This window comes from Streptomyces sp. NPDC107471 (assembly GCF_055582845.1).
The window spans coordinates 23,763-47,439 of sequence record NZ_JBVJPC010000014.1 but is presented as its reverse complement, the minus strand read 5'-3'; the positions used below and the strand labels follow the sequence as shown (position 1 = coordinate 47,439).

17 protein-coding genes and 1 tRNA gene are annotated in these 23,677 nt (G+C 70.5%); 11 read left to right on the top strand and 7 right to left on the bottom strand.

Going from position 1 to position 23,677, the window contains the following annotated elements:
* Positions 1 to 481 precede the first annotated feature (481 nt).
* Entirely contained in the window at positions 482 to 919 is a 438-nt protein-coding gene (locus ACZ66S_RS35375) for a DoxX family membrane protein (protein WP_469905659.1), read from the bottom strand.
* An 85-nt stretch (positions 920 to 1,004) separates the two neighbouring features.
* Here ACZ66S_RS35375 and ACZ66S_RS35370 point away from each other — a divergent pair, with 85 nt between their 5' ends.
* From ACZ66S_RS35370 to ACZ66S_RS35355, 4 genes are all read left to right on the top strand, one after another.
* Positions 1,005 to 1,688 carry a helix-turn-helix transcriptional regulator gene (locus ACZ66S_RS35370; protein WP_469905798.1) on the top strand — a complete coding sequence of 228 codons (684 nt, stop codon included), beginning with the start codon at positions 1,005 to 1,007 and terminating at the stop codon, positions 1,686 to 1,688.
* A gap of 199 nt (positions 1,689 to 1,887) precedes the next feature.
* Positions 1,888 to 3,483 carry a rifampin monooxygenase gene (rox, locus tag ACZ66S_RS35365; protein WP_469905658.1) on the top strand — a complete coding sequence of 532 codons (1,596 nt, stop codon included), beginning with the start codon at positions 1,888 to 1,890 and terminating at the stop codon, positions 3,481 to 3,483.
* Positions 3,484 to 3,870: 387 nt separating this feature from the next.
* Positions 3,871 to 4,494: a TetR/AcrR family transcriptional regulator gene (locus ACZ66S_RS35360; protein ID WP_469905657.1), complete on the top strand. Its 624-nt coding sequence runs from the start codon at positions 3,871 to 3,873 to the stop codon at positions 4,492 to 4,494.
* Positions 4,495 to 4,611: 117 nt separating this feature from the next.
* Positions 4,612 to 5,358 carry a phosphotransferase family protein gene (locus ACZ66S_RS35355; protein ID WP_469905656.1) on the top strand — a complete coding sequence of 249 codons (747 nt, stop codon included), beginning with the start codon at positions 4,612 to 4,614 and terminating at the stop codon, positions 5,356 to 5,358.
* Positions 5,359 to 5,427: 69 nt separating this feature from the next.
* Here the strand turns inward: ACZ66S_RS35355 and ACZ66S_RS35350 are convergent, their stop codons facing one another.
* A complete protein-coding gene (locus ACZ66S_RS35350; protein WP_469905655.1) occupies positions 5,428 to 5,811 on the bottom strand; it encodes a winged helix-turn-helix transcriptional regulator in 384 nt (127 codons plus the stop codon).
* Between the two features lie 83 nt (positions 5,812 to 5,894).
* Here ACZ66S_RS35350 and ACZ66S_RS35345 point away from each other — a divergent pair, with 83 nt between their 5' ends.
* The 3 genes from ACZ66S_RS35345 to ACZ66S_RS35335 all read left to right on the top strand — a co-directional run bounded on the left by ACZ66S_RS35345 (position 5,895) and on the right by ACZ66S_RS35335 (position 8,476).
* Positions 5,895 to 6,803, top strand: a complete 909-nt coding sequence (locus ACZ66S_RS35345) for an NAD(P)-dependent oxidoreductase (RefSeq protein ID WP_469905654.1) — start codon at positions 5,895 to 5,897, stop codon at positions 6,801 to 6,803.
* A 169-nt stretch (positions 6,804 to 6,972) separates the two neighbouring features.
* Entirely contained in the window at positions 6,973 to 8,340 is a 1,368-nt protein-coding gene (locus ACZ66S_RS35340) for a hypothetical protein (RefSeq protein WP_469905653.1), read from the top strand.
* Positions 8,341 to 8,403: 63 nt separating this feature from the next.
* Positions 8,404 to 8,476 (top strand) — tRNA-OTHER (locus tag ACZ66S_RS35335).
* 28 nt (positions 8,477 to 8,504) lie between these two features.
* Here the strand turns inward: ACZ66S_RS35335 and ACZ66S_RS35330 are convergent.
* Both ACZ66S_RS35330 and ACZ66S_RS35325 read right to left on the bottom strand, forming a co-directional pair.
* Positions 8,505 to 9,164: a response regulator transcription factor gene (locus ACZ66S_RS35330; RefSeq protein WP_469905652.1), complete on the bottom strand. Its 660-nt coding sequence runs from the start codon at positions 9,162 to 9,164 to the stop codon at positions 8,505 to 8,507.
* Positions 9,161 to 10,345 (bottom strand): sensor histidine kinase, encoded by a 1,185-nt coding sequence (locus ACZ66S_RS35325; protein WP_469905651.1) that lies wholly within the window; start codon positions 10,343 to 10,345, stop codon positions 9,161 to 9,163. The genes ACZ66S_RS35330 and ACZ66S_RS35325 overlap by 4 nt, the downstream gene beginning before the upstream one ends.
* Positions 10,346 to 10,555: 210 nt before the next feature.
* On the opposite strand from ACZ66S_RS35325, the gene ACZ66S_RS35320 reads away from it, so the two are divergent.
* From ACZ66S_RS35320 to ACZ66S_RS35310, 3 genes are all read left to right on the top strand, one after another.
* Positions 10,556 to 11,152: a DUF308 domain-containing protein gene (locus tag ACZ66S_RS35320; protein ID WP_469905650.1), complete on the top strand. Its 597-nt coding sequence runs from the start codon at positions 10,556 to 10,558 to the stop codon at positions 11,150 to 11,152.
* A gap of 455 nt (positions 11,153 to 11,607) precedes the next feature.
* On the top strand, positions 11,608 to 12,051 hold the full coding sequence (locus ACZ66S_RS35315; protein ID WP_469905649.1) for a DUF485 domain-containing protein: 444 nt from the start codon (positions 11,608 to 11,610) through the stop codon (positions 12,049 to 12,051).
* Complete coding sequence (locus ACZ66S_RS35310) at positions 12,048 to 13,679, top strand: sodium/solute symporter (protein ID WP_469905648.1); 1,632 nt, start codon at positions 12,048 to 12,050, stop codon at positions 13,677 to 13,679. Before ACZ66S_RS35315 ends, ACZ66S_RS35310 begins: the two co-directional genes overlap by 4 nt.
* 34 nt (positions 13,680 to 13,713) lie before the next feature.
* Here ACZ66S_RS35310 and ACZ66S_RS35305 read toward each other — a convergent pair whose 3' ends face one another.
* Positions 13,714 to 17,889, bottom strand: a complete 4,176-nt coding sequence (locus ACZ66S_RS35305; RefSeq protein WP_469905647.1) for a beta-galactosidase — start codon at positions 17,887 to 17,889, stop codon at positions 13,714 to 13,716.
* Positions 17,890 to 18,260: 371 nt separating this feature from the next.
* On the opposite strand from ACZ66S_RS35305, the gene ACZ66S_RS35300 reads away from it, so the two are divergent.
* Positions 18,261 to 19,775 (top strand): glycoside hydrolase family 43 protein, encoded by a 1,515-nt coding sequence (locus ACZ66S_RS35300; protein WP_469905646.1) that lies wholly within the window; start codon positions 18,261 to 18,263, stop codon positions 19,773 to 19,775.
* Positions 19,776 to 19,927: 152 nt separating this feature from the next.
* Here the strand turns inward: ACZ66S_RS35300 and ACZ66S_RS35295 are convergent, their stop codons facing one another.
* Both ACZ66S_RS35295 and ACZ66S_RS35290 read right to left on the bottom strand, forming a co-directional pair.
* Positions 19,928 to 21,574: a glycoside hydrolase family 27 protein gene (locus ACZ66S_RS35295; protein ID WP_469905645.1), complete on the bottom strand. Its 1,647-nt coding sequence runs from the start codon at positions 21,572 to 21,574 to the stop codon at positions 19,928 to 19,930.
* Between the two features lie 298 nt (positions 21,575 to 21,872).
* A complete protein-coding gene (locus ACZ66S_RS35290; RefSeq protein ID WP_469905644.1) occupies positions 21,873 to 23,642 on the bottom strand; it encodes an RICIN domain-containing protein in 1,770 nt (589 codons plus the stop codon).
* Between the last annotated feature and the right edge of the window lie 35 nt (positions 23,643 to 23,677).

Below are 23,677 nucleotides of genomic sequence, written 5' to 3'. Positions count from 1 at the left end.
CACCGGGGTCCGGGCGCGCTCAGCCACACCGGGCCCACGCAGTCACACCGGCTACGGCCTTCAGCGGTGCTCTGCGAAGGGACGAGGGCGACGGGCGTGCCCTGTTCGCGTTCATCCTCGCTGGTCTCGACGTGGCCATGCAGGCACAAGGCTCGAAAAGGTGGGGCCCACGCGGGCATGGTCCGATTGATGCCGGGCAGACGGGGGTCAGGGCCTTGCAGTGCTGTTCCCCCGTGGCGCTGCAAGGCCCTTTCTCCTGGCCGGTGCCGGCGGGCCCGCCACCACCCGTATCCGAGGCTGCGCCATTCGCACGTGTGGGTCTCCCTGTGACCAGCCGCGACGATCACGCGAAGGCGGCTCCACAGGGGCCCCCGGACTCCGGGCGCCCTGCCCGCAGAACGCCGTATCCCCCTCAAGCCCATGTCTCCGACAGCGGGTTCGGCCACCACCCACCGCCGGAGACACCGGCCCGTTCCAGCCGTCAGCGCTCCTTCCCGCCCTGATAGCGCGCGGCCAGGCGGGCCAGGGCGACGGCGGCGAGCAGGAGGCCGAAGTCGCGCAGGGCGATGTCGTAGTAGTCGGGGATGGTCAGCAGGTTGACGATGATGCCGGCCAGCCAGGCGGCCACCAGCCAGGCTCCGAAACGGGGCGCGAGGGCCACGGCGATGCCGGCGACGATTTCGATCACGCCCACGGCGTACATGGCCGCCTGGGCGCTGCCGGGAACGAGGTCGTTGATCCACGGCGCGAGGTAGGCGGGCCAGTCGACGAGCAGGTTGGCGAACTTGTCCAGCCCGAACAGGATCGGCGCCACGGTGAAGGCCGTACGCAGGATCACGAAGGCCTGGTAGCCGGGATCAGCGAACTGTCCGCGCCGGGTGGCGGCGGCGGACGGGGTGCTTGCGGTTGCGGAGGACATGACGACCTCTCCTTCTAACGACAACTCTCATCACTTATAGAAGACCCCATCCTTTCTTTAGTCAATGGTCGTGGGTTTTACACTGGTGTTCGTGGACGACCCGAAGGAAGTACGCGACCCCGATGTCTCGGCCATCGCCGCCTTGGACGAGCCGACCCGCAGACGGCTGTACGACCATGTGGTGCGCCAGCCCGGGCCCGTCAGCCGCGACGACGCGGCCGCCGCACTGGGCCTGGCACGGCAGACCGCGGCGTTCCACCTCGACCGCCTCGCCGACGAGTCCCTCCTCGACGTGGTCTATGAGCGGCGCAGCGGGCGGACGGGGCCGGGAGCGGGCAGGCCGGCGAAGCTGTACCGGCGCTCGCGGAAGCAGATCGCGGTCAGCCTGCCGGATCGGCGTTACGAGCTCGCCGGGCGGCTGCTGGCCCAGGCCGTGGAGGAATCCGCGGCGACCGGCGCACCGGTGCAGGAGGTACTGCACCGCAGGGCCGAGGAACTCGGCGCGCGACTCGACGAGGCAGGGAGCGTGAGCCTCTTCGAGCTGCTCGAACGGCACGGGTTCGAGCCGCGGCACGAGGAGACGGGCGCCATCGTGCTGGGCAACTGCCCCTTCCACGCCCTGGCGCGGGAGTACACCGAGACGGTGTGCGGCATGAACCTGCACTTGCTGCGCGGTGTCCTGCACGGCCTGGACGAGCGCGCGTACACGGCCGAGCTCGCGCCCACCCCGGGCCGGTGCTGCGTCCGCTTGGATCCTGCCGGGGCCTGAACGGCCCGCGGCTGAGAAAAGGACTGGACGGGCGAAGATCGGGCTTGTAGCTTGCCGTTGTCCGTGACACCACCCGAGGAGGTGAGACCCATGAACGCTGTAGCGATGTGGGTGCTCCCCCTGTCCGTCACGGCCGGCGACTGACGCAGGTGTCGCCGGGAGCGCCTCGACAACAAGGCACTCCTGAAGGGCAACACCCATGGACTCTCCGCAGTTCACCGCCGACACGTCATCGGACGAACCGGTCGACCGCGACTTCACCGCGGGAGGCGTCCCCGGACTCCCGCCGTCGGGAGCCCCTGGCGGCGTCTCCGGACTCGCGCGGTCGGAAGCCGGAGCCGGCACCGATCGCGAGCCCGCCGGGTTCGACTTCGACGTGATCATTGCCGGGTGCGGGCCGACCGGCGCGATGCTGGCCGCCGAACTCCGGCTGCACGATGTACGGGTACTCGTCCTGGAGAAGGACACCGAGCCCGCGTCCTTCGTCCGCATCGTCGGTCTGCACATGCGCAGTCTCGAACTGATGGCGATGCGCGGGCTGTTGGACCGCATCCTGCCGCACGGCAGGCAGCGTCCGGCCGGTGGCTTCTTCGCCGCCATCAACAAACCCGCGCCCCAGGGCCTGGATTCGGCGCACGCCTATCTGCTGGGCATCCCGCAGCCGGTCCTCGTCGACCTGTTGGAGAAGCACGCGACCCAAGTCGGTGCGCAGGTGCTTCGCGGGCGGGCGGTCACCGGATTCGAGCAGGACGAGCAGGGGGTGACCGTCAACCTGGGCGACGGCGAGAGGGTGCGCTCGCGTTACCTCGTCGGCTGTGACGGCGCGCGCAGTACGGTGCGCAAGCTGCTCGGGGTCGCTTTCCCCGGCGAGCCAGCACGGAACGACACGCTGATGGGCGAGATGGAGGTGGGGGTGCCGCCGCAGGAGATCGCCGCCAAGATGGCCGAGGTCCGCGAGGTCCATCACCGGTTCTGGCTGCGGCCCTTCGGCGAAGGGGTCTACAGCGTGGTGGTTCCGGCGGCGGGAGTGACCGATCGCGCGACACGACCGACCCTCGACGACTTCAGGGACCGGCTGCGCGCCGTCGCCGGAACCGATTTCGGTGTGCACTCCCCGCGCTGGCTGTCCCGCTTCGGCGACGCCACCCGGCTGGCGGAGCGTTATCGGGTGGGGCGCGTGCTGCTGGCCGGCGACGCGGCGCACATCCATCCGCCCATCGGCGGACAGGGCCTCAACCTGGGTCTTCAGGACGCCTTCAACCTCGGCTGGAAACTGGCCGCTCAGGTCCGGGGCCGGGCGCCGGACACACTGCTCGACACCTACCAGGCCGAACGTCATCCGGTCGCCGCCGACGTCCTGGACAACACCCGCACCCAGATGGAACTGCTGTCCACCGAGCCGGGGCCGCGGGCCGTGCGCAGGCTCCTCACCGAGCTGATGGACTTCGACGAGGTGAACCGTCTTCTCATCGAGAAGATCACCGCGATCGGCGTCCGCTACGACTTCGGCGAAGGGCCCGAGCTGCTCGGCCGCCGTCTGCGCGACATCGACGTGAAGCAGGGTCGCCTCTACGACCTGTTGCACCACGGCCGGGGACTGCTGCTCGACCGCACCGAACGACTGACCGTCGGAGGCTGGTCGGACCGGGTCGACCTCATCGCCGATCCCACCGCGCCACTCGACGTGCCGTGCCTCCTGCTCCGCCCCGACGGCCACGTCGCCTGGATCGGCGACGATCAGCAGGATCTCGACCACCACCTCTCCCGCTGGTTCGGCACGCCCGTCGGCGACTGAGCACGGTGAGGTCGTAAGGCTGCCCCAAGTCGCCCCCTCCTCCGTGGCCTGGGGGGGCGGCTGCCGACCACGCGCGGGGAGATCCGTGCCCGCGCGTGGTCGTGCCCTCCGCCAGACGCCCGCGTGCGTCGACGGGACGGGATGCGGCCGACCCGTCGGTCGCTCGGCGTCTGGCGGCTGGCGGCTGGCGGCTGGCGGCCCCAGGGCAGTAGCGCCCCCGGCTGAGCAGGGGGACGGTGACCCCGATCGGGCCGTGCCCTTGCTGGATCGCAGCAGTGGCGGTGGTCGGTCCGCTCGCCCGGTCTGTCATCATGGCCGAAACGGAACCTCGTTCCAAGAACCATGCGCAACCGGATCCCTGCGCGATCCGCCGAGAGGAGCCCCGCAGTGAGCGACAGCCGCCAGGGCACGGAGAAAGCCGCCGCGTCCCAGCGCAAGGACGTCCGGCGCAACAAGCAGATCCTGCTGGACGCGGCTGCCGCAGTCTTCGTCACCTCGGGCGTCGACGCGCCGGTACGCGACATCGCCGCCCGGGCCGGCGTGGGCATCGGCACGATCTACCGTCACTTCCCCACCCGGGCGGACCTGATCGTCGCGGTCTTCCGCCACCAGGTGGAGACCTGCGTCGAGGCCGGCCCCGCCCTGCTGGCGAGCTGCCCCACCGCGTACGAGGCGCTGGAGCGGTGGATCGACCTCTTCGTCGACTTCCTGGTGACCAAACACGGACTCGCCGCCGCCCTGCAGCACGACAACGCCGGCTTCGAGACCCTGCACGCCCACTTCATCGAGCACCTCGTACCGGTATGCACTCAGCTTCTCGACGCCGCTGTGGCCGCAGGCGAGATCCGCTCCGGCATCGGAGGGCTCGAGCTGATGCGCGGCGTGGGCAACCTCTGCGTGGGCGCGGAGAACGACCCCGACTACAACCCGCGCACCCTGGTCGCGCTCCTCGTCGCGGGACTGCGCCGACCCGAGCGGTCCCGGGCGGCGACAGTCCACGGCGAGCAGTGAGCGGCCACGCCCCGCGCCTCCCGTAGCCAGACCTCGGCGGCGGGTCTCGGCCGGCCTCGTCATCGCACGTGAGAAACCCGGCGACGCCGGGAGGCATCCCCGGGATACTGGTCGCCCATGGACGAGGTCGAGGTCGTCGTCGCTCATTCCGAGCGGGCGACACTGCGCGTCGGCGATGTGTTTCTGAAGGTGGACGGCGATCAGTCGCGCCTCGACGCCGAGGTCGAGGCGATGGCCCTCGCGCCGGTCCCCACCCCACGGGTCCTGTGGCGCGAGCCGCCCGCGCTCGCGCTCGCCGCGCTCCCCGGCACCACGGTCGGACGCCTCGGCGGACCGGCGACCGGATCGCCCTGCGCATGGGCCGCGGCGGGCGCCGCCATGCGGATGCTGCACGACGCCCCGCTGCCGCCCCGCCCCGGCAGGGCCGGCCGGAGCGTGGCCTCACTGGTGGCTGACCTCGATGACGAGTGCGAGTGGCTCGTGACGCACGACGTCCTGCCCGCGGACCTGGTCACCCGCAATCGCCAGGTGGCCGAGGCCGCGTTCCGGCCGTGGACTCCGGCGTTCACCCACGGCGACCTGCAGATCGCGCACGTCTTCGTCGACGGCGACGAGGTCACGGGCATCATCGACTGGTCCGAGGCGGGCCAGGGCGACGCCCTGTACGACCTCGCCACCTTCACTCTCGGGCACGAGGACCACCTGGACGACGTCATCTCCGGCTACGGCACCGCCGTAGACCTGGACGTGATCCGCGCGTGGTGGTCCTTGCGCAGTCTGCTGGTGGTCCGCTGGCTGGTGGAGCACGGCTTCGACCCGTTCGCGCCGGGGTGCGAGGTCGACGTGCTGAAAGCCCGCATGTGAGGTGCCGCGGGTCTCGGTACTGCCGTGCCCCGAAGCGTGGTGGGCGAGCCGGACGAGGAAGGCGATGGCTCAGCCCGGCTGCCGGTTCGGTACGGTCTCCGCCACCTCGACCTTCTCGGCCCCCTCCCGGCGTATCCGCTCAACTCCCCACGCTCCCAAGGGTTCCAGCGCCCGGTTGAGCGTATGGCCGTGTTCTGTGAGGGAGTACTCCACGCGCGGCGGCACCTCGGCGTAGACCTTGCGGTGTACGAGGCCGTCCTCCTCCATCTCCCGGAGGTGCTGTGTCAGCATCTTCTCGCTCACGCCCGGTAAGCCACGCCGGAGTTCGGCGAAACGGCGCATTCCGTGGGCGTCGAGTTCCCAGAGGATCAGTCCCTTCCACTTTCCGCTGACCACGTCGAGCCCCGCGTCGATGCCGCAGATGTAGCGACCGCTTCTCGGTGCCTTGGCCATCACTGAGCCCCTTACTGAAAGGTAAGTACCGCAGAAATTAGTGGGTACTTCCGACCCTAGCGATGCTCTCCGACCATGGAGAGGTGAACGAACAACTGAACGACTCCACCAGGCAGAACAACACGATCACCGTGATCGGGCTCGGTCCGATGGGTCAGGCCATGACCCGCACCCTCCTCACCGCCGGGCACCCGGTCACCGTGTGGAACCGCACCGCCCGCCGGGCCGACGGCGTCGTCGCCGACGGAGCGAGGCTCGCCGCGACACCCGGCGAGGCGGTCGAAGCGAGTGACCTCGTGCTCCTCAGCCTCACCGACTACCGGGCGATGTACGACATCCTCGGCGGCACCACCGCGGCGCTCGCCGGCCGCACACTGGTCAACCTGAGTTCCGACACCCCCGACCGCACCCGAGAGGCGGCGGCCTGGGCGGCGAACCACGGCGCAGGCTTCCTCACCGGAGGTGTCATGGTCCCCGCGCCGATGGTCGGCACGGAGGCCGCGCACATCTTCTACAGCGGCCGTGAAGAGGTGATGGAGCAGCACCGGGCGGCGCTGGCACCACTCGGAACAGCACGGTATCTGGGCGCCGACCCGGGCCTCGCCCAGATGATGTACCAGGCTCAACTCACGGTGTTCCTCAGCACGTTGTCGGCACTGATGCACGCCACCGCGATGCTGGGCACCGCCGGTCTCAAGGCCGCGGAAGCACTGCCGGAGTTGCTCTCCTTCGCCGACTCGGTCGGTGACATCCTCAGGGCCGGGGAGGCGAACCCTGGCGCCGCACTGGACGCCGGAGAACACCCCGGCGCTCTGAGCACGGTCACCATGATGGGTGCCACGTCCGACCACATCGTCGAGACCAGCGCATCACTCGGCCTCGACCTCGCGCTCCCCCTGGCCGTGCAGGCCCACTACCGCCACGCGATCGAGCAGGGACACGGAGGCGACAACTGGACCCGCATCATCGACAGCATCCGGGGACGGCACTGACACAGGGCAGGCGTCCGGCCGACACGCGGGGCACGTACCGGCCGGGACAACCTACGGGCGCCCGGCCGCCGTTCGTCCGTCCGCAGCGGCTCGCCCCGCGTCGGCCCGGCCGGCCCCCGAGCGAATAAGCAGTGGAGACCCCCGCCGCCGTGGTGACACGCTGTGCCGCATGCCGTCGCCCGCATCCGAACAGATCCTCCGTGAACTGCACGCCTCGCTCACCCTGCGCAAGCGTCCGGAAGACGTGGCCCGGCTCATCCAGGACATGTACGCCGCCCAGGGCACGGACCTCGACGCGGCGACCGACGTGGCGCTCGCGAAGGCCGCCGAGCACTCGCTGCGCAATCTCTGGCACGGCTACACCTCCATGCGGGAGGAGTTCGCCCGCCCGGTCGGCGCCCAACGTCAACTCGCCCGGGCGGCAAGCCTCTTCACGAACGTGCCGCAACTCCCGGGCGGTGCGGGGGACGACCCGGCGCGGATCGAGGAGGTGATCCGGCGAGCGGGCGAGGAGATCGGCCGCTCGTACGGGCAGAACGACTTCGGCATGGATCGCCTCGACCGGAGCGAGCGTGCCGCGGCGGGCCTCGGGGAGCTGTCGAAGCGCCAGTACAACAAGCGTTTCCGGCTGCTGCGCCGGATGGAGGCCAAACTGGCCCGGGTCATCCACGAGCAGCACCGCCGCGAGGTGGTCATGACCGGCAAGGGCGCCCTCGCCCACGCCCTGCCGTACGAGCTGTTCGCCGCCGATCCGGACACGGCGGCCTTCATCGCCTACGTCACGGCGCGCGGCCACATGCGCAGCGTCTTCACCAACGGCCGCCAGCGACAGGTCTACGACGAGGTCGCCGAGGCCCTGTTCCAGCGCCTCACGCCCGAACGGGCCGGCTGGTACGCCATCGCGCATGTGCACCCCACGGGCGCCGTGCTGGCCCAGGTGTCCGACGAGGACCTCACTCGCCTGCTGGTCCGGTGGAACGGATTCCTGCGCCAGGTCGCGGATCTGCTGGAGGACGCCTGGAACCGGCATCCGCTGGAGCGCGACACGATGATCGTGCGCCGCGGTGACGACTCGTCGACGTGGAACCAGGCCGCGCAGGCCTGGAACACGGCCCGTGCCCACTGGTTCGCGCTGCTGACCGAGCTCGGGCAGGACGAGATCCTGGACCGGATCTGCCCCGGCAAGGTCCCGCGGTTGATGGCTGCCGACGTGGCGTACTGGCACCGCATGAGCGGCGGCGGACTGCATCCCGACACCTATGTCTGGGCTGAGCTCCCCCTGCCCTGGGAAGTGCTGCGGGGCGAGAAGGAGTGTCCGCGCTCGCTCGTCGAGGCGGTCTGCGCCCGGCACCGGGTGGACCCGGTCGCCGCTGCCTGGACCGCTCCCCGCCCGTTGATGGAGGCCGTCGCCTTCCGCAGGACGCCCGAGCTGGTCCACGGGGTCGCCGTAGCCGATCCGCTCATGGCCGGCGCGCTCCGGTCGGCGGGGGTCTTCTCCGGCAAGCAGAAGCGTGCCGCCGTTCAGGAGTGGACGTGACCGGACCGGCTCGCGCACAAACCGGTTGCCCCGCACTGCGGCTCAGGCAATGATCGCGGTGGCGACGAGGAAGCTCTGCGGAGGAGCGCCCGGCTCTGTTCCCGGGTGGACGCAGGTTCGAATCCTGCCCTCGTCGCCCCCGAAGTCGCCCCCGAAGCCCGGCGTCAGGGATAGAGCCCGGCGCGGAAGGTGAACGACACGAGTTGTGCTCGATCCCGTGCACCGACCTTCGTCATCGCCCGTACCGCGTGCGTCTTCACGGTGAACGGCGACACGGACATCTGGGCCGCGATCTCGTCGTTGCCGAGGCCGCTCGCGACGAGGAGGACCACGTCCCGCTCCCTGGGCGTCAACGCGTCGAAGCGGCGCAGCAGTTCCCGGTCGACCACCGGCGGCGGACTGTCGGTCATGTGCCCGATGAGCGCTGCCGTGGCGGCGGCCGACAGCGCGCCGCCACCGCCGACGACCTCGTTGATCCCGGCGACGAGTTCAGCGGGGCTCACGGTCTTGCTCAGGAATCCGTTGGCGCCCGCGCGCAGCGCGGCTAGCACGATGTCGTCCTGGTCGAACGTGGTCAGCACGATCACCCGAGTCTCCTGGGGCGAGTGCTCCGCGCGGATCCGGCGTGTGGCCTCGACGCCGTCGATGCCGGGCATCCGGATGTCCATCAGCACGAGGTCGACGGGGTGGTCCCGGAGGAAGGGCACCACCTGGAGCCCGTCGGAGAGCTCCCCCGCGACCACGAGCCCCGGGTCGAGGCGGAGCATCGCCCGGATCCCGGCCCTGATGTCGTCCTGGTCGTCGACGATCAGAATGCGCGTCATCGGACGACGGCTCCCAGCAGGCTGAACTCCGCGTGGACCCGGAACCGCCCGTCGTGACCGTCGATGGTGAGCCGCCCGTTGGAGGACTCGACGCGTTCGCGCATGCCCACGAGCCCCAGTCCGCTGCCGGGGCCGGAGCCATGTGCGGAGCGGGCGACGGGGTTCTCCACGGTGACGTGGATCCTGCCGTCCTGTTCGCGCACCTCCACGGTCGCGGTCCCTTCGCCGTGCCGGTAGGCGTTCGTGAGTGCTTCCTGGACGACCCGGTAGACGGTGACGCCGACGCTGGGCTCGACGAAACCGTCGGGGAGTTCGATGGCGGCCCGGACGTCGAGGCCGACACTCTCGAAGGAGGCGACCAGTCCTCGCAGTCCGCTCAGCGCCGGGGTCGGCCGGAGCGCCTCGTCGTCACTGGCCTCGTCCCCGAGGCGCAGGAGGGCGAGGATGCGCTGCGTCTCGACGACGACGGTGCGGGCGCTGGACCTGGCGGACACGAGGGCCTGCCGGGAGGCCTCGGCGTCCGCGGGCAGTCCGATCTCGGCGGCCCCCAGGTGCATGCTCAGCATCGCGACCTGGTGGCCGATGACGTCGTGGAGGTCCCGGGCGATACGGAGCCGTTCTTCAGTGACGCGCCGGGTGGCTTCGATCTCACGGGTGGCGATGGCGCTCTCGGCCCGCTCCTCCAGGGTCCACCAGTGGTCCCGGTGGATGCGGAGCGCGGCCCCGGTCGCACCTCCCGCCATGGCCGAGAAGAGGGCGGCGGCCCCGACCACCGCGCCGCCGCGGAAGCCTCCCACCGTCATGAACGCGCCCAGGAAGAACGCCGCCACGACGCCGGTCGCGACCAGTGGCTGCTTTCCCCTGAGGCTGACCGAGAACAGCACGAGGACCGCCATCATCCACACCGACAGCGGGTCGTGCCCGACCGCTGTGACGGCGAAGGACGCCGCGCTCACCACGACCAGTCCGGCCCACGGCTGCCGCCACGAAAGGGCGACACCGCTGCCGGCGAGCAGTACGCCGAGGGCCGTCGGCCAGTCCGAGCCGCGCAGCGCCACGGCCACGATCTGACCGGTGAACACCAGCGCGGCCACAACGTAGGCGGCTCGGTGCAGCACCTCGGGGCGGCGGACCCACAGGGGTGCCACCGGCCCGTCCTGACTGTCGTGCGCTGTGGCCATGAGCCGATTCTCGTGCACGTTCACCGCGACCGTGTACTTCGAACGATGTACACGGCGAGCCCGGCTTCGGGCGCCGGAGCAGCGCGAACCCGTTCCGTCGAAGTGGGCGGCACAACTACTTCGTTCGAAGTACGCGGCGGGGTGCGAGGCCGCTGAGACTCGTCGTCGAGGCGCCCGCCTCACTTCCTCACGATCGCAACGGGACTCCCGATGACACAGACCACCGTCACTTCGCCGGCTACGACCACGACCGCGCCGACGCCTTCCGCGCTGCGATCCCTCCACCTGATCCGCGTCGCCTTCTCGCTGGTCTGGGTGGCACTGGTTCTCACGACCTCCGCCTCCCTCGTGTCGGCGGACAGCCCCACCCCGATCGCGGCCGTGCTCCTCGTCGTCTACCCCCTGTGGGACGTGGTCGCCACGCTCCTCGAGCGCCGCCTGGCCGGCACCGGCTCGGACAACGTCAGTGCCGTGAACGTGGCTCTCGGCCTCGCGACCACCGCCGGAATGATCGTGGCCGCCTTCTCCTCCGTCAGGACGGCCCTTCTCGTCTTCGGCGTCTGGGCCCTGCTGTCCGGAGCGGTTCAGCTCGTCGTGGCGATCCGGCGGCGGCGCACGGTCGGCGCCCAGTGGCCGATGATCGTGAGCGGCGCGCAGTCCGTCCTCGCCGGTGCCACCATCGCCGCCTCCTCCGCCTCGGCGACGAGCAGCCTGTCCACTGTTGCCGGGTACTCGGCCTTCGGTGCCTTCTGGTTCCTCGTCTCCGTCATCGCCCTGAGCGTCCGCGCCCGGCGCGCGGAGCGCTGACCATCGCCGTCGAGGCTGCGGTCGACCGCAGACGGGGCGCCTGACCGTGCACCGGGGCACATTCCGGCGGATCGATAGTCGGTGGGCATATGCCAGCAGTACCACCCCCTCGATGCACCGCACATCACTGCGGCATTCGGCGTACGGTTCCTCGTCCCACCGACCGGCCCGCTTCCATCGGAGCGACCATCGGCGACTGGGACTGGTGTACGACGTACAGACGACCGAGAGCGCGAACAAGGGACCACAGAGGGCACCTGTGGTCCCTTTCGTCACACCGTCCCCACGGGCATCCGTCGCGCCCGCCCGGTGCGCGGGGCCGTCGGCAGAAAGTTCAACGGAACACACATCCGCGGCCCGGACAGCCGCATAGCGTGCGGTGACCCGAACCGCCTCCGCTCCCCCACCTTCTTGCGGTCCGTGACTGCCGGGCCCACCGCGCTAGGAGTTTTGGGATGTCCTACGACCGCTCGGAATTATCCCTGCCGCACCGGCAGAACGGACGGGTCCCCTCCCCCACTGCTCTCCGGCCGTCTTCCCTTCCGACGGCCGGAGAGCGCTCGGGCAGCGGGGCCCGTCAGCGTTCGTGGTCCAGCTACCACCGCGCCCTGCGCGTGCTGCGCCGCGCCTGTCGATGGCAGCGGCGGGTGGCCACCCTCGTCGCCCTTGGCTACTTCGCCTTCTTCCTCACCCTCACCGTCAAGGCGCCCGCCTTCATGGCCCGTCCGGCCCCCGGCGGACTCCCGACCGGCCTGCTGCTCGCCGTCGTACAGATCCCGGTCACCTGGCTGGCCGTCCTGCTGTTCGAGTACGCGGCACGGCGTTTCGTCGACCCCCTGGCCCGCCGGGTCAGCCAGTACGCCCGCCCGGCCGACGGGGACGGACGGGCCCGGGCATGACCGACCTCGGCGGCTCCGCGCAGTCCTGGTCCCTGGTCGCCTTCTGCAGTGTCGTCACCCTCACCCTCCTGCTGTGCGTCCTGACCGGCCCCGACCGCGACGACCTGGAGGAGTTCTACACCGGCTACCGAACGCTCTCCCCGCTGCGCAACGGCCTGGCGGTCGCCGGCGACTACATCTCCGCCGCGACCGTGCTCACCATCGGCGGGGTCATCGCGCTGTGCGGCTACGACGGGGTCGTCCTGGCGTTGAGCACCCTGCTGTCCCTGCTGCTGCTGATGTTCCTGCTCGCCGAACCCCTGCACAACACCGGCAGGTTCACCATGGGCGACGCGTTGAGCCGGCGCGTCCCCGGGCGGGCCGTGCGCATCACCGCGTGCGCGGTGACCCTGCTGTCGCTGATCCCGATGATGATCGTGCAACTGGCGGGCGTGGGACAGCTACTGGCGTTCATCCTCGGCTTCTCCGACCGTGCCATGCAGACCGGCTGCATCGTCGGCGCCGGCATCCTGATGATCAGCTACGCCGCCCTGGGCGGGATGCGCGGCACCGCGCTGATCCAGATCATCAAGACGGTGATGCTCCTCGGCTCCGGCCTGGTGGTCGCCGTGCTCATCCTCGCCTCGTTCGGCTGGCACCCCGGGACGATGGTCGACACCGCCGCGCAGCGCAGCGGCGCCGGCCAGGCGTTCCTCCAGTACGGTCTGCAGTTCTCGGACGGGCCGCACCCCGGACTGGACATGATCAGCACACAGGTCGCCATCGTGCTCGGCGGCGCCTGCCTCCCGCACGTCACCATGCGGATGTACACCGCGGGCAACGCCCGCCAGGTACGGCGCACGATGTCCTGGGCGGTGTCCTCGGTCGCCCTGTTCATGCTGGTGATCACCGTGATCGGCCTCGGTGCCACGGCACTGGTCGGCCGCGAGCGGATCACGGCCGCCGACCCGCACGGCAGCACCGCCTATCTGCTGGGCGCGCGCGCCGTGTTCGGGACCGACGTCTCCCGCGCCGAGAGCCTGGTGTTCAGCACCGTCACCACGGCGATCTTCCTGACCCTCCTGGCGTCCGTCGCCGGGATGACGCTCGCCTGCGCCAACTCCCTGGCGCACGACGTGATCGCCTCCCGCGGCCGCGGCATGCCCGCGCTGCGGGAGATGACCTTCGCTCGGGCCTGCGCGCTGATCGTCGGCATCCCCGTGGTGCTGCTGGCCGCCCTCGCCCAGCACCGCAGCCTCCAGGCCCTGGCCACGCTCTCCTTCTGCATGGGCGCCTCCGCCATCGCGCCCGCGCTGGTCTACTCGCTGTTCTGGCGGCGCTTCGGCAAGCCCGGCCTGCTCGGCACGCTGATCGGCGGCTCGATCGCCGTCCTGGTCCTGATGTCGGGCACCCGGCTCGTCTCCGGGTCCCCCACCTCGGCCCTGCCGGAGGCCGACCTGAACTGGTTCCCCTTCACCACGACCGCGCTGGTCTCCGTGCCGGTGGGCTTCGCGTGCGGCTGGCTGTGCACCGTCCTGAGCGGTCGCCGCAGCGCCCGTCGCGCCCGCGAACGCTACGCCGGCCTCGAACAACTGATCCTCGCCGGACCCCCACGACGCCGCCCGAGCTGGAGCCCGGACGGGCCGTGAGGAAAACGGGGACCAGACCTTCCCGGTACGGCCGTCAGCCGCACGTCAGTGTCGGTACCGCCCAGTCGCCGTGATCGTTGCCGTTGCCGTCGCCGGCGTCGCCGACCTTGAGGTCGACCACCTGGGCGCCGCTGACGTCGACGTCGACGGGCACGGCGGCCTGGCGCCCGCGCATCGTCGGCGTGGTCACGAGGGTCCTGCCGTCGGCGACCACGGAGAACGTCACGGTTCCCGCGCCGCCCGTCTCGTCGTCGACGCCGACCTCCGCCGTCAACCGCGAGCATTTTCCGCCGAGGTAGAGCTGGACGTCACTGAGGGCGTTGGTGCCGAGGCCCTTGGCGTGACTCACGCCCGCGACGGTGATCGTACGACCGTCCCCGGCCGCCTGTTCACCGACGCTGCTGTCGCGTTCCACGGGACCCCACCCGTTGGTGGAGGACAGGAACGGCAGGTCGCTGACCGCGCTCTTCCCGGCCGGCGGGGCCGGTGGTATCCCGCCGACGATGCGCTCGTCGGTGCCGGTGGCCTGCCGTCCCTTCTGTGTGTAGTGGACCGTGGTGGTGAGGGCGGAGGCGGACGGCAGGTCTCCCGCCGGGGGCTGGACCTTCCAGGTGAAGGCGGCCGATCCGCCCGGCTCCAGGCGCGTGAGGGACTGCGGGCTGGTGGCGCTCACGGTCCAGCCGTCGGGGGCGGACAGCGAGGCCGTCAGCCGGGACGCGGGCGCTTCGCCCTTCGGCACCCGTACCGTCGTCCGGGCCGTGAAGGCCTCCCCCGGCTGGGCCGTGTCCGGCACCTCCAGGGCGACCTGCGCTCCGGGACGACTGGGCATGGCGTACTTGCGGGCGTCGTAGCGGGGGCTGTCGTTCTGCGTGACGCGCAGGGACGAGGCGTAGCTGCCGTAGTCGGTGAGCGAGACCTTGCCGAGGCCGCCGGTGCTGCCGTCCAGGTTCCACACGGCGATGGCGATGCTGTTGCGGCCGTTCGGGTCGAGGATGCCGTTGGGGACGGGGAACGTGTGCTGCGGGCCGAGGTAGTTGACGTAGTTGCCGACCTGCCAGCCGTTCACGAAGAGCGTGGCCCGGTACTTGCGTGCCGGGTCGTCGGTGAACGTCAGGCCGAGTGAGGTGTCCTGGCCGTGCGGCAGGTCCAGCCTGACGTCGGTGCGGTACCAGGAGACCCCGGGGCGGGTGTCGGTCGTGGGCAGGGAGACCCGGTTCCACTTGGCGTCCGGGTAGCCGGGCAGGGACCAGCCCGCCCGCTCGCCGTACAGGCCGCCAGTGGACAGCGGGCCGCGCACGGTGTCCTGGAGGTCCTCTCCACCGCGCACGCCCTGGAGGCGCCAGGTGACGGAGGTCAGAGGGGCTCCGACCAGGGAGGCGCTGGTCAGGCCGCGCGCGGTCTTGTTGCCGTTGGTGGAGTTGTAGTCCTCCTCGTGCCCCATGTTGACGGTGAGCACCGAAAGGACGTTGTCCCCCTGGGACTTGACCGAGCCGGCCGGGAAGGTGAAGTCGGCGCCGCCCGTGGTGGAGCTGCCCAGGAAGGTGCCGTTGAGCCAGGCGGAGAAGGCCTGTGCGCCGCCGCCGGAGTCCGAGACCAGGTGGATGCCGGTCTCCTTGCCGGAGGCGTGGAAGCGGCCGCGGTACCAGGTGTTGCCGGTGTGGAACCCGTAGTCGTCCGCGTAGAGCACCGGCAGCTTGGTGACGCCGGAGACGCTGTTGGTGGTGGTCCGGTCGGCCACCTGCCAGGCGGTGTCGTCGAAACCGGCGGCCGCCTCGGGGGACTCCTCGGCGTGCTTCCAGTTCGTCAGGGCCGGCAGGTGCACCGGAGCGGCCACCGGGATCGTGCCGGTGCGGCTTCCCGTGTCGGTGGTCCGGGTCTTCAACGTCCTGCCGTTCCAGGTGACGTGGTCGGCGGAGGTGAACACCTCGATGTTCCTGTCGTCGGCGTTGTCGCCGGTCAGCGCCACGGTGCGGCCGCCGTCCCGGCTGGTCGCGGTCCGTAGCAGATGGGTGCCGCGCACCAGCACCGGGCCGGTCGCGGTGTCCTGGCGCCAGAAGGTCTTCGCGGTGGCCTTGTCCCCCACGAGCAGCAGCAGCGGGCGCTGTCCGCCGCCGCTGACGCTGATCCGCACGAGGCCCTTGTGGGTGTAGTTGAGCCGCAGGTCACCCGTGGCCGGGTCCCAGGTGGTCGTGGCGGTACCGCCGCTGGTGGTCACGGTGGGCCTGGAGGAGTAGCGCAGGACGGTCTCGCCGTCGCTGCCCTGGTCGCCGTAGAGCACGGCCAGGTCGCGGTCACCGATGGTCGCGCCGGTCATGAGCTCGGAGGTGGAGTACTGCAACTGCGCTTCCCCGAGGCGGTAGTCGGCGACGAGCACATGGGAGTCGCGTCCGTCGAGCGTGATCGCGGTGCCCGGCTGCTGGGGCACGACCGGGTAGGTGGGTTCCGTGGCGGCCGTACCCGTCGGCACGTCGATGGCGTCGACGGCCACGAAGGTGTCGGTGGACCCCGAGCCGTGGGTGCCGGCGACGACGATCTTCAGCGTGTGCGCCCCGGGGGCCAGGCCGGTCTTCTGGAAGACCACCGCCTGGTTCTCGCTGCCGGAGTCGTCGACGGTCGCCACCTTGGTGCCGTCGAGGTAGACGTCGGCGTTGCCGTGGTTGCCGGTCTTCGAGCCGATCCAGCGGACCGCGGTGCCGTCGAAGGGGACGGTGAGCGAGTCACCGGCCGTGTTGGAGAAGGATTCGGTGTGCTTGTAGTCGCCGCCGGTGTAGCTCGTGTCGTGCACGTGGGACCAGGAACCGGCGTACTGGAGCGCGGAGTCGGGGTCGTCCCAGGTGTAGGTGGTGTCCCCGGCGGGCTGGGCGTGGAAGTCCAGCGAGATGTGTGTGCTGTCGACGGCCGTGGACGTGGAGTTCCCGTGCCTCAGCACATGGAACTGCGTTTTGGTGTCGGGGTTCATCCGCGCGGTGTCGACGACCGCGGTGTTGTCCGGGGGCGTGGTCCTGATCGCGTCGGTCTTGGTCAGCGGGGCCACCGACTGGGTGAAGTACCCGATCAGCTTGTCCTCGTCGTACTTCGGGTCGAGCTGGCGGGTCTCCCGGATGGCGGCTCCGTAGTCGTACGACGTGTAGTTCTGGGGCATGCTCAGCCAGCCCCAGTTGGTGCCGCCGTACGTCATGTAGAAGCTCTGTGCCGTCGCGCCGACCGCGATGTTCTGCTTGTAGAAGACGTTGGCGAAGCGGTCGTTGATCAGCTCGGCGCACTTGTCGTAGCCCGGGCCGCCCCACGGGTCGAAGGCGCCGCCCTGGAACTCCGGGGAGTACAGCGGCTTGCCCGCCGGGTGGTCGTAGCTGATGTCGGGGACGCCGTTCCACTTCGAGGGGTTCGAGCAGTCGAAGCCCTGCGGGTAGGAGTCCGGGCCGTCCACGTCGAGGGCGCCGGCACCGGAGTTGAAGGTGCCGTTGTTGTTGCCGGTCAGCGGCACGGTGATGCCGTCGGCGCGCGCCTTGTCCTCCAGGTGCTGCATGTAGGAACGGGCGGCTGCGGAGCCGTTGTAGTACTCGTTCTCGACCTGGTAGGCGATGACCGACCCGGTGCCGTTGGTGAGTTGGTGCCGGGCGATGATCCGGTCGATCTGCGTCAGCCATTCGTCGGCGTACTTGAGGAACCGCGGATCGTCACTGCGGTTGTTCTCGGCCTTGGTGGTCAGCCAGCCGGGCAGACCACCGCTGTCGACCTCCGCGTTGATGTAGGGGGCGGGGCGGGCGATGACGTAGAGCCCGGCCTCCTCGGCCATGTCGAGCACCTTGTCGGCGTCGCGGACCCCGGTGAAGTCGTACACGCCCGGCTTCGGCGAGTGGTAGCCCCAGTCGAAGTACAGGGAGGTGGAGTTGAAGCCGGCGGCCTTCATCTTCTGGAAGATGTCCCGCCACAGGTCCGGGCTCGGGAGCCGGAAGTAGTGGAACTCGCCGGACCAGAGGTAGGTGCGGTTCCCGTCGACGAGGAACGAGTAGCCGTCGAGACTCACCGTGTGCGCCTGCGCGTCGGCGGCGGGCGGCGCGGCGCCCGCGGTCCCGCCCGTCTCCCGCGCCGCGGCGGGCGCGGTCAGGCCCACGGCCAGGGCGACGGTGGCGGCCGTCGCGAGGACCGCCCTCCACCATCCGCGCCGACCGGGTCTCGCGGTCTCTGCATCGGTCCGATTGCCTCGCACTGCGGCCTCCCTCTCGCCTGACCACTCAGCATCAAACAGACTCAGGCAAAGTCGAACAGTAGGACGGCCGTTGGCTCAACACAATGGGGCGGAAACACACGGATGGGACGGCGAGGTCAGGCCGGCCACCGCGAGCGCCGACTCCGAGGACACGCACCTCGACGACCCCGACTTCTGTCGAAGCGCATCGACAGCAGACCTTCAGTCCTCTTTGCCCCGCCATGGGTTCAGTTGCCAAACCCCCCTGCTCTTGTCTCAGATGAATCTCTTCTATTACCTTCGCCTGTCAGGTGAAGCGCTTCGACACCGGCCGTCACCTGCCTCCGCACCACCCCGCGCCTCGCCCACGACTCGACGAGAGGACCCATCGGGTGCCCCCTCTGCACCAGCCGGACGGACACGCGACCAACCCCGTGATCCCCGGCTTCCACCCGGACCCCAGCGTCTGCCGCGTCGGCGACGACTACTACCTCGCCTGCTCCAGCTTCGAGTACTTCCCGGGCATACCGCTCTTCCACAGCCGCGACCTGGTGCACTGGACGCAGATCGGCAACGTCCTCGACCGGCCTGGCCAGTTGCGGCTCCCGGCCGACATGCCGTCCTCCGGCGGGATCTACGCGCCCACCCTGCGCCACCACGACGGCCGGTTCTGGCTGATCGTCACCAACTGCAGCGAGGGCGGCGGAAACCTGATCGTCACGGCCACCGACCCGGCCGGACCGTGGTCGGATCCCGTCCGGGCGCCGGGGGTGCCCGGCATCGACCCCGACCTCGCCTGGGACGAGGACGGCACCTGCTGGTGCACGGTCGCCGGGGTCGCGCAGGTCCGTATCGACCCGGCCACCGGGCAGACGTACGGCACTCCGCACAGCGTCTGGTCGGGCGGGCCGGGTGCGAAGGCCCCGGAGGCGCCGCACCTTTACCGCATCGGCGAGTACTGGTACCTGCTCATCGCCGAGGGCGGCACCGAGCGCGGCCACGGTGTGTCGATCGCCCGCAGTCGTACGCCCGACGGGCCGTTCGAGCCGTGTCCGGCCAATCCCGTCCTCACCCACCGCGGCACCGACCACCCGGTGCAGAACACCGGGCACGCGGACCTGGTCCAGGGGCCCGACGGCTCCTGGTGGATGGTCCTGCTCGGCGTGCGGCCGCGCGGCGGCACCCCCGGCTGGCACGTACTGGGGCGCGAGACCTTCCTCGCACCGGTGAGCTGGGTGGACGGCTGGCCGGTCGTCGGCGAGGTCGCCCTGGACCTGCCCGAGCTGCCCTGGCCGCTCGTCCCCGGCCCCGCCGAGGAGTACCGCGACGACTTCGAGCAGGCCGAACTGCGGCCCCTCTGGATCTCGTTGCGCGACCGGTCGGCCGAGCACTGCACCACCAAGGAGCGGCCCGGCTGGCTGACACTGCGTGCGCGGGGCGGTTCCCTGGACGAGCCCGACGCGGTGTTCACCGGTCGGCGCCAGCAGCATCCGTCGTGCCGGGCGCGCGTTCTCGTCGATGCCTCGGAGGGGGACGGGGGCCTCGCCGTCCGGCTCGACGAGCGGCACCACTACGCGATCGAGGTGTCCGGCACACAGGTGCGGGTGGTCGCGCGCGTCGGCTCGCTGCGCACGGTCGTGGCCGAGCACTCCGTGCCCGCCGGACCGGTGGTCCTCGTCGTCACCGTCACGGACCCGCCCCCGCCGCACGGCCCGTGCACCGGACCCGACGTCGTCTCCCTCGGCGTCGAGCAGCCCGACGGCACGTGCACCGAGCTCGCGAGCCTCGACGGCCGCTACCTGTCGACCGAGGTCGCGGGCGGCTTCACCGGCCGGGTCATCGGCATGTACGTTACCGCGGGCGCCGTCCACTTCGACTGGTTCGACTACGAGCCCCTCGACGGCTGAGTCCACCGGCCGAACGGCAGGCCCCCGGCGACTGTCGTCGACTCCCAGGGAGCGGTGACCAGCACGGCGTACCGAACGACCGGTGCCCTGGTCATCCTCCCGGTGGCCAGGGCACCGCTCCTCCCGCGTGCGGTCGGCTCACCCCTACGCCCTCACAGGCGTGTCCATCTCTGGCCGGCCTGGCCGTTGCAGGCCCACAGCACCAGCGCGGTGCCGTTGGCGGTACCGGACCCGTTGGCATCGAGGCACAGTCCGGCGTGGACATTGCGAACGGTCCCGTCGGAGGCGACGGTCCACTTCTGGTTGTCCTGGCCGTTGCAGGGCCAGGTGATGACGCGGGTACCGTTGGTGGTGCCCTGGTCGTAGGCGTCCAGGCACTTGTCGCCGAAGACGCGGACCTCGCCACCGGCCCACGTGGTCCATAGTTGGTTGGCCGCCGTGTGGCAGTCCCAGAGCAGCACCGTGGCCCCGGCAGCGGTGGAGGCGTTGTCCACGTCCACGCAGCGGCCGGAGGCGTTGCCGCGCAGCCGGGAGGTGGTGGCGGGCACGGGGCTGCCACCGGTCACCCGGAACACGGCCACGCCGTGTGCGGGGACGCCGGCCGAGATCTGCCCCGATGTACTGGACGTAGCGCCGCTGAACAGGTCCGTCAGTGTGAACGGCCCACCGGACAGGCCTGTTTGGGCGGCCGTGGTGGTGATGTTCGCTGTGCCGCTTCCCCGGTTGAACAGGCCTACCGCGACCGAGCCGTCGGACAGAGGCTTGGCGAACACCTCGGTGTTGCCGTCGTCGCGGACCCTGCGGCCGCCCGCGCCCAGTGGGTCCTGGTTCACCGCCAGCAGACGCGGGTTGCGCAGGATCGCGCTCACGTCGGCGGACATGGTGCGGATGTCGTTGCCGGCCATGAGCGGCGCGGCGAGCAGCGCCCACAGGGCGAAGTGCGAGCGGGACTCCGTCAGTGACAGGCCGGGGCGGCCCACGACCAGCATGTCGGGGTCGTTCCAGTGCCCCGGGCCGGACTGTGCCGCCAGTGGCGCGGTGATGTCCAGGACGTTGCCGACGCCCATCGGGTAGCTGTTGGTGTTGCCGTTCTGCCAGATGTCGAGCAGGTCCTCGGTCGTGCGCCACAGGTCGGCGACCTCGCCCCAGTTGTACGTGGCGCCGGTGATGGCGTGGAAGCTGTTGGGGTTGATGCTGTAGACGATCGGCCGTCCGGTGGCACGCAGGGCGTCCCGCATCAGCGTGAATCGCGCGACCTGCTCGTCGCGGGTACCGCTGGAGGAACACCAGTCGTACTTGAGGTAGTCGACGCCCCAGGAGGCGAAGGTGGCGGCGTCCTGCGTCTCGTGGCCTCTGCTGCCCGTCGAGCCCGGATAGGCGCCGCTGGTCTGCGCGCAGGTGCGCTCGCCGGGTACCTGGTAGATGCCGAACTTCAGGCCCTTGCCGTGGATGTAGTCCCCCAGTGCCTTCATCCCGCCGGGGAACTTGGTCGCGTTGGCCCGCAGATTGCCCGCCGCGTCGCGCTGCGGGTCGAACCAGCAATCGTCCACCACGACGTACCGGTAGCCGGCGTCCCGCATACCGGAGGACACCATCGCGTCGGCGGCCTGGCGGACCTGCGCCTCGGTGATCCCGCATCCGAAGCTGTTCCAACTGTTCCAGCCCAGGGGTGGGGTGAGTGCGGGGCTGCCCGGGGCGGCCACAGCGGGTGAACGGGCGGAGACCGTCAAGGACGCGGTGAGCGCCAGCACGGTGGCCGCGAAGACGCGGAGCAGTCGTCCGCCTGAGGATCGGGGCACCAGGGACTCCTTTCAGGGGGCGCCGTGGACGGGGCCGTCGGCCGATGTCCCGGGTTTGCCCCGTCCCGAAAGTTCGAAATTTCGATCGACTTTCGGATCGTTGGCTGTACGGATGCTAAAGGTCGACCTGGACATGTCAACACCTGACGAACGGCCGACCGCCCGCCGGACAACATCGATTCCGGCCGAACGGTCGAATCATTTCGACGTCGCCAGCGAATCGCCGACCGTGTGGGCCCCGCACCGCGTGCGGGGCCCATCGGGCGACGGCCACGGCCGTCGGCGGGGGTGCGGTGGGTCAGCGGGCGGTCAGTCTCCACAGGTGGTCGGCCGTGCCGTTGTCGGACCACTGCAGGACCCGCGCACCGGAGGACGTGCTCATCTGGTCCACGCCGAGCAGTCGGCCGCTGTTGTAGTTGGCGATCTTGTAGTAGCCGTCACGGGCCGGGACGAGCTGCCACAGGTGGTCGGCGGTGCCGTTGTCACCCCAGATCAGGGCGGTGCCGCCGTCCGCGGTACCCGCGTCGGTGATGCCGAGCAGCAGCCCGCTCTTCTGGTTGACGATCTTGTAGAGGCCCGAACCGGCGGCGACCAGCGTCCAGTTCTGGTCGGTGCCGGTGGTGGACGTGGCCTGGACGACTGCAGTGCCCTGGGCCGTACCCGCGTTGAGGGTGCCCAGCGCGAGGCTGCTGTTCCTGTTGGTGATCTGGTAGCGCCCGGCCAGCGAGGTGTTGGTACCGCTGGGGGTGATCACCAGGTGGTAGCCGTCGGTGGCGTTCATCGCAACCGGCACCGTGACGGAGCCGTTGCTGACGGGGTAGTCGGCGTCGGAGATCGTGATCGGTCCGGGGGACGCGGCGGTGCGGCCGGTGCCGGGGCTGTACTCCAGCCTGACGTGGACCGTACTGCCGAAGGCTGACAGGGAGTTCAGGCCGTTGACCGTCACGGCGCAGGAGCCGGTGCAGCCGCCGGCGATCACGCTGATCTGGTTGCCCGCGCCGTTGCGCGAGGCGAGGCCGTCGATCCCGGTCTGGGCGGGCGGCGTGGTGACCAGCATGCTGCCGGACATGTCGCCGTACCACTTGTACGTCCAGTACGAGCCGTTGGGCGAGGCGCCGGTGTCGGTCAGGGTGTCGCCGAGGGTGCCGTAGTGGTTCCAGAAGGCGAGCTCGGCGTCCCGCACACCGGTCCGCTCGAACTTGGCCGCGTAGCCGATGAGGGCACCGGAGTTGCCCATCTCGGCGGGCGTGCCGTACTCCTCGATGTCGATCGGCCGCGGGCTGATGCCGAGGCTCGACTCCAGCGCGCGGTACGCGGAGACGTGTGCGGCGATGTCCTGGCTGCCCTGGAGCTCGTGCCAGGCGATGACGTCCGGGACCGTGCCGGAGGCCTTCGCGTCCGTGAGGAACGAGCTCATCCAGGACTGGTTCCACGCCGAGTGGCTCGGGCCCTGGATCGGTGTGGTGGCGTCCTTGGCGCGGACCTGTTTGAACGTGCGCGCCCAACCGGCGTTGAAGGCACCGGCGTTGGCGGTGTCCCAGGTCCAGTCGGGTTCGTTCCACAGCTCGTAGGCGCTGATGTTGGTGGCGCCGGAGGCCTTGACGGCGGTCACCTGCTTGTCGACGGCGGACAGCCAGTCGCTCCAACTCACCCAGCGATAGGGGAAGTTCGGGTACCAGTCCGGCATCCGGACGACGACCTTGGCGCCCGCGCGGGCCGCCTTCGCCGCCACCACGAGGGCGTCGCCGGCGGGCTTGGGTTCGCCGTTGGGGAGCTGGCTGCCGCCGGGGGCCATCTGGACGAAGGTGTTCGGCTTGAGCGCCTGGACCAGGCTGTCGGCAGGTGTGCTGTTGTCGGCCAGACCGTAGAGGCTGCCGGTGGCGACGTGCGTGACGGGTCGCAGGGTCTGTGCTGCATTGACCACGAGGGTGGTGGACGAGGCGGGGACGGCCTCGGCGGATCCGCCTGTCAGGACCGCGGCGCCGGTGGCGAGTGCGGTGGCCATGACGGCGGCGGTGCAGCGGCCGAGCGGGATTCTGCGGCGGTGACGGGAGCTCAGGTACGACATCAGCGGCTCTCCTGAGGTCTGGAGGGGGACATACC

Bases quoted from the DNA above. Each gene is read 5' to 3' on its own strand.
- ACZ66S_RS35375 (WP_469905659.1), bottom strand. From the start codon at position 919: ATGTCCTCCGCAACCGCAAGCACCCCGTCCGCCGCCGCCACCCGGCGC.
- rox (WP_469905658.1), top strand. From the start codon at position 1,888: ATGGACTCTCCGCAGTTCACCGCCGACACGTCATCGGACGAACCGGTC.
- ACZ66S_RS35355 (WP_469905656.1), top strand. From the start codon at position 4,612: ATGGACGAGGTCGAGGTCGTCGTCGCTCATTCCGAGCGGGCGACACTG.
- ACZ66S_RS35350 (WP_469905655.1), bottom strand. From the start codon at position 5,811: ATGGCCAAGGCACCGAGAAGCGGTCGCTACATCTGCGGCATCGACGCG.
- ACZ66S_RS35340 (WP_469905653.1), top strand. From the start codon at position 6,973: ATGCCGTCGCCCGCATCCGAACAGATCCTCCGTGAACTGCACGCCTCG.
- ACZ66S_RS35330 (WP_469905652.1), bottom strand. From the start codon at position 9,164: ATGACGCGCATTCTGATCGTCGACGACCAGGACGACATCAGGGCCGGG.
- ACZ66S_RS35325 (WP_469905651.1), bottom strand. From the start codon at position 10,345: ATGGCCACAGCGCACGACAGTCAGGACGGGCCGGTGGCACCCCTGTGG.
- ACZ66S_RS35320 (WP_469905650.1), top strand. From the start codon at position 10,556: ATGACACAGACCACCGTCACTTCGCCGGCTACGACCACGACCGCGCCG.
- ACZ66S_RS35315 (WP_469905649.1), top strand. From the start codon at position 11,608: ATGTCCTACGACCGCTCGGAATTATCCCTGCCGCACCGGCAGAACGGA.
- ACZ66S_RS35310 (WP_469905648.1), top strand. From the start codon at position 12,048: ATGACCGACCTCGGCGGCTCCGCGCAGTCCTGGTCCCTGGTCGCCTTC.
- ACZ66S_RS35290 (WP_469905644.1), bottom strand. From the start codon at position 23,642: ATGTCGTACCTGAGCTCCCGTCACCGCCGCAGAATCCCGCTCGGCCGC.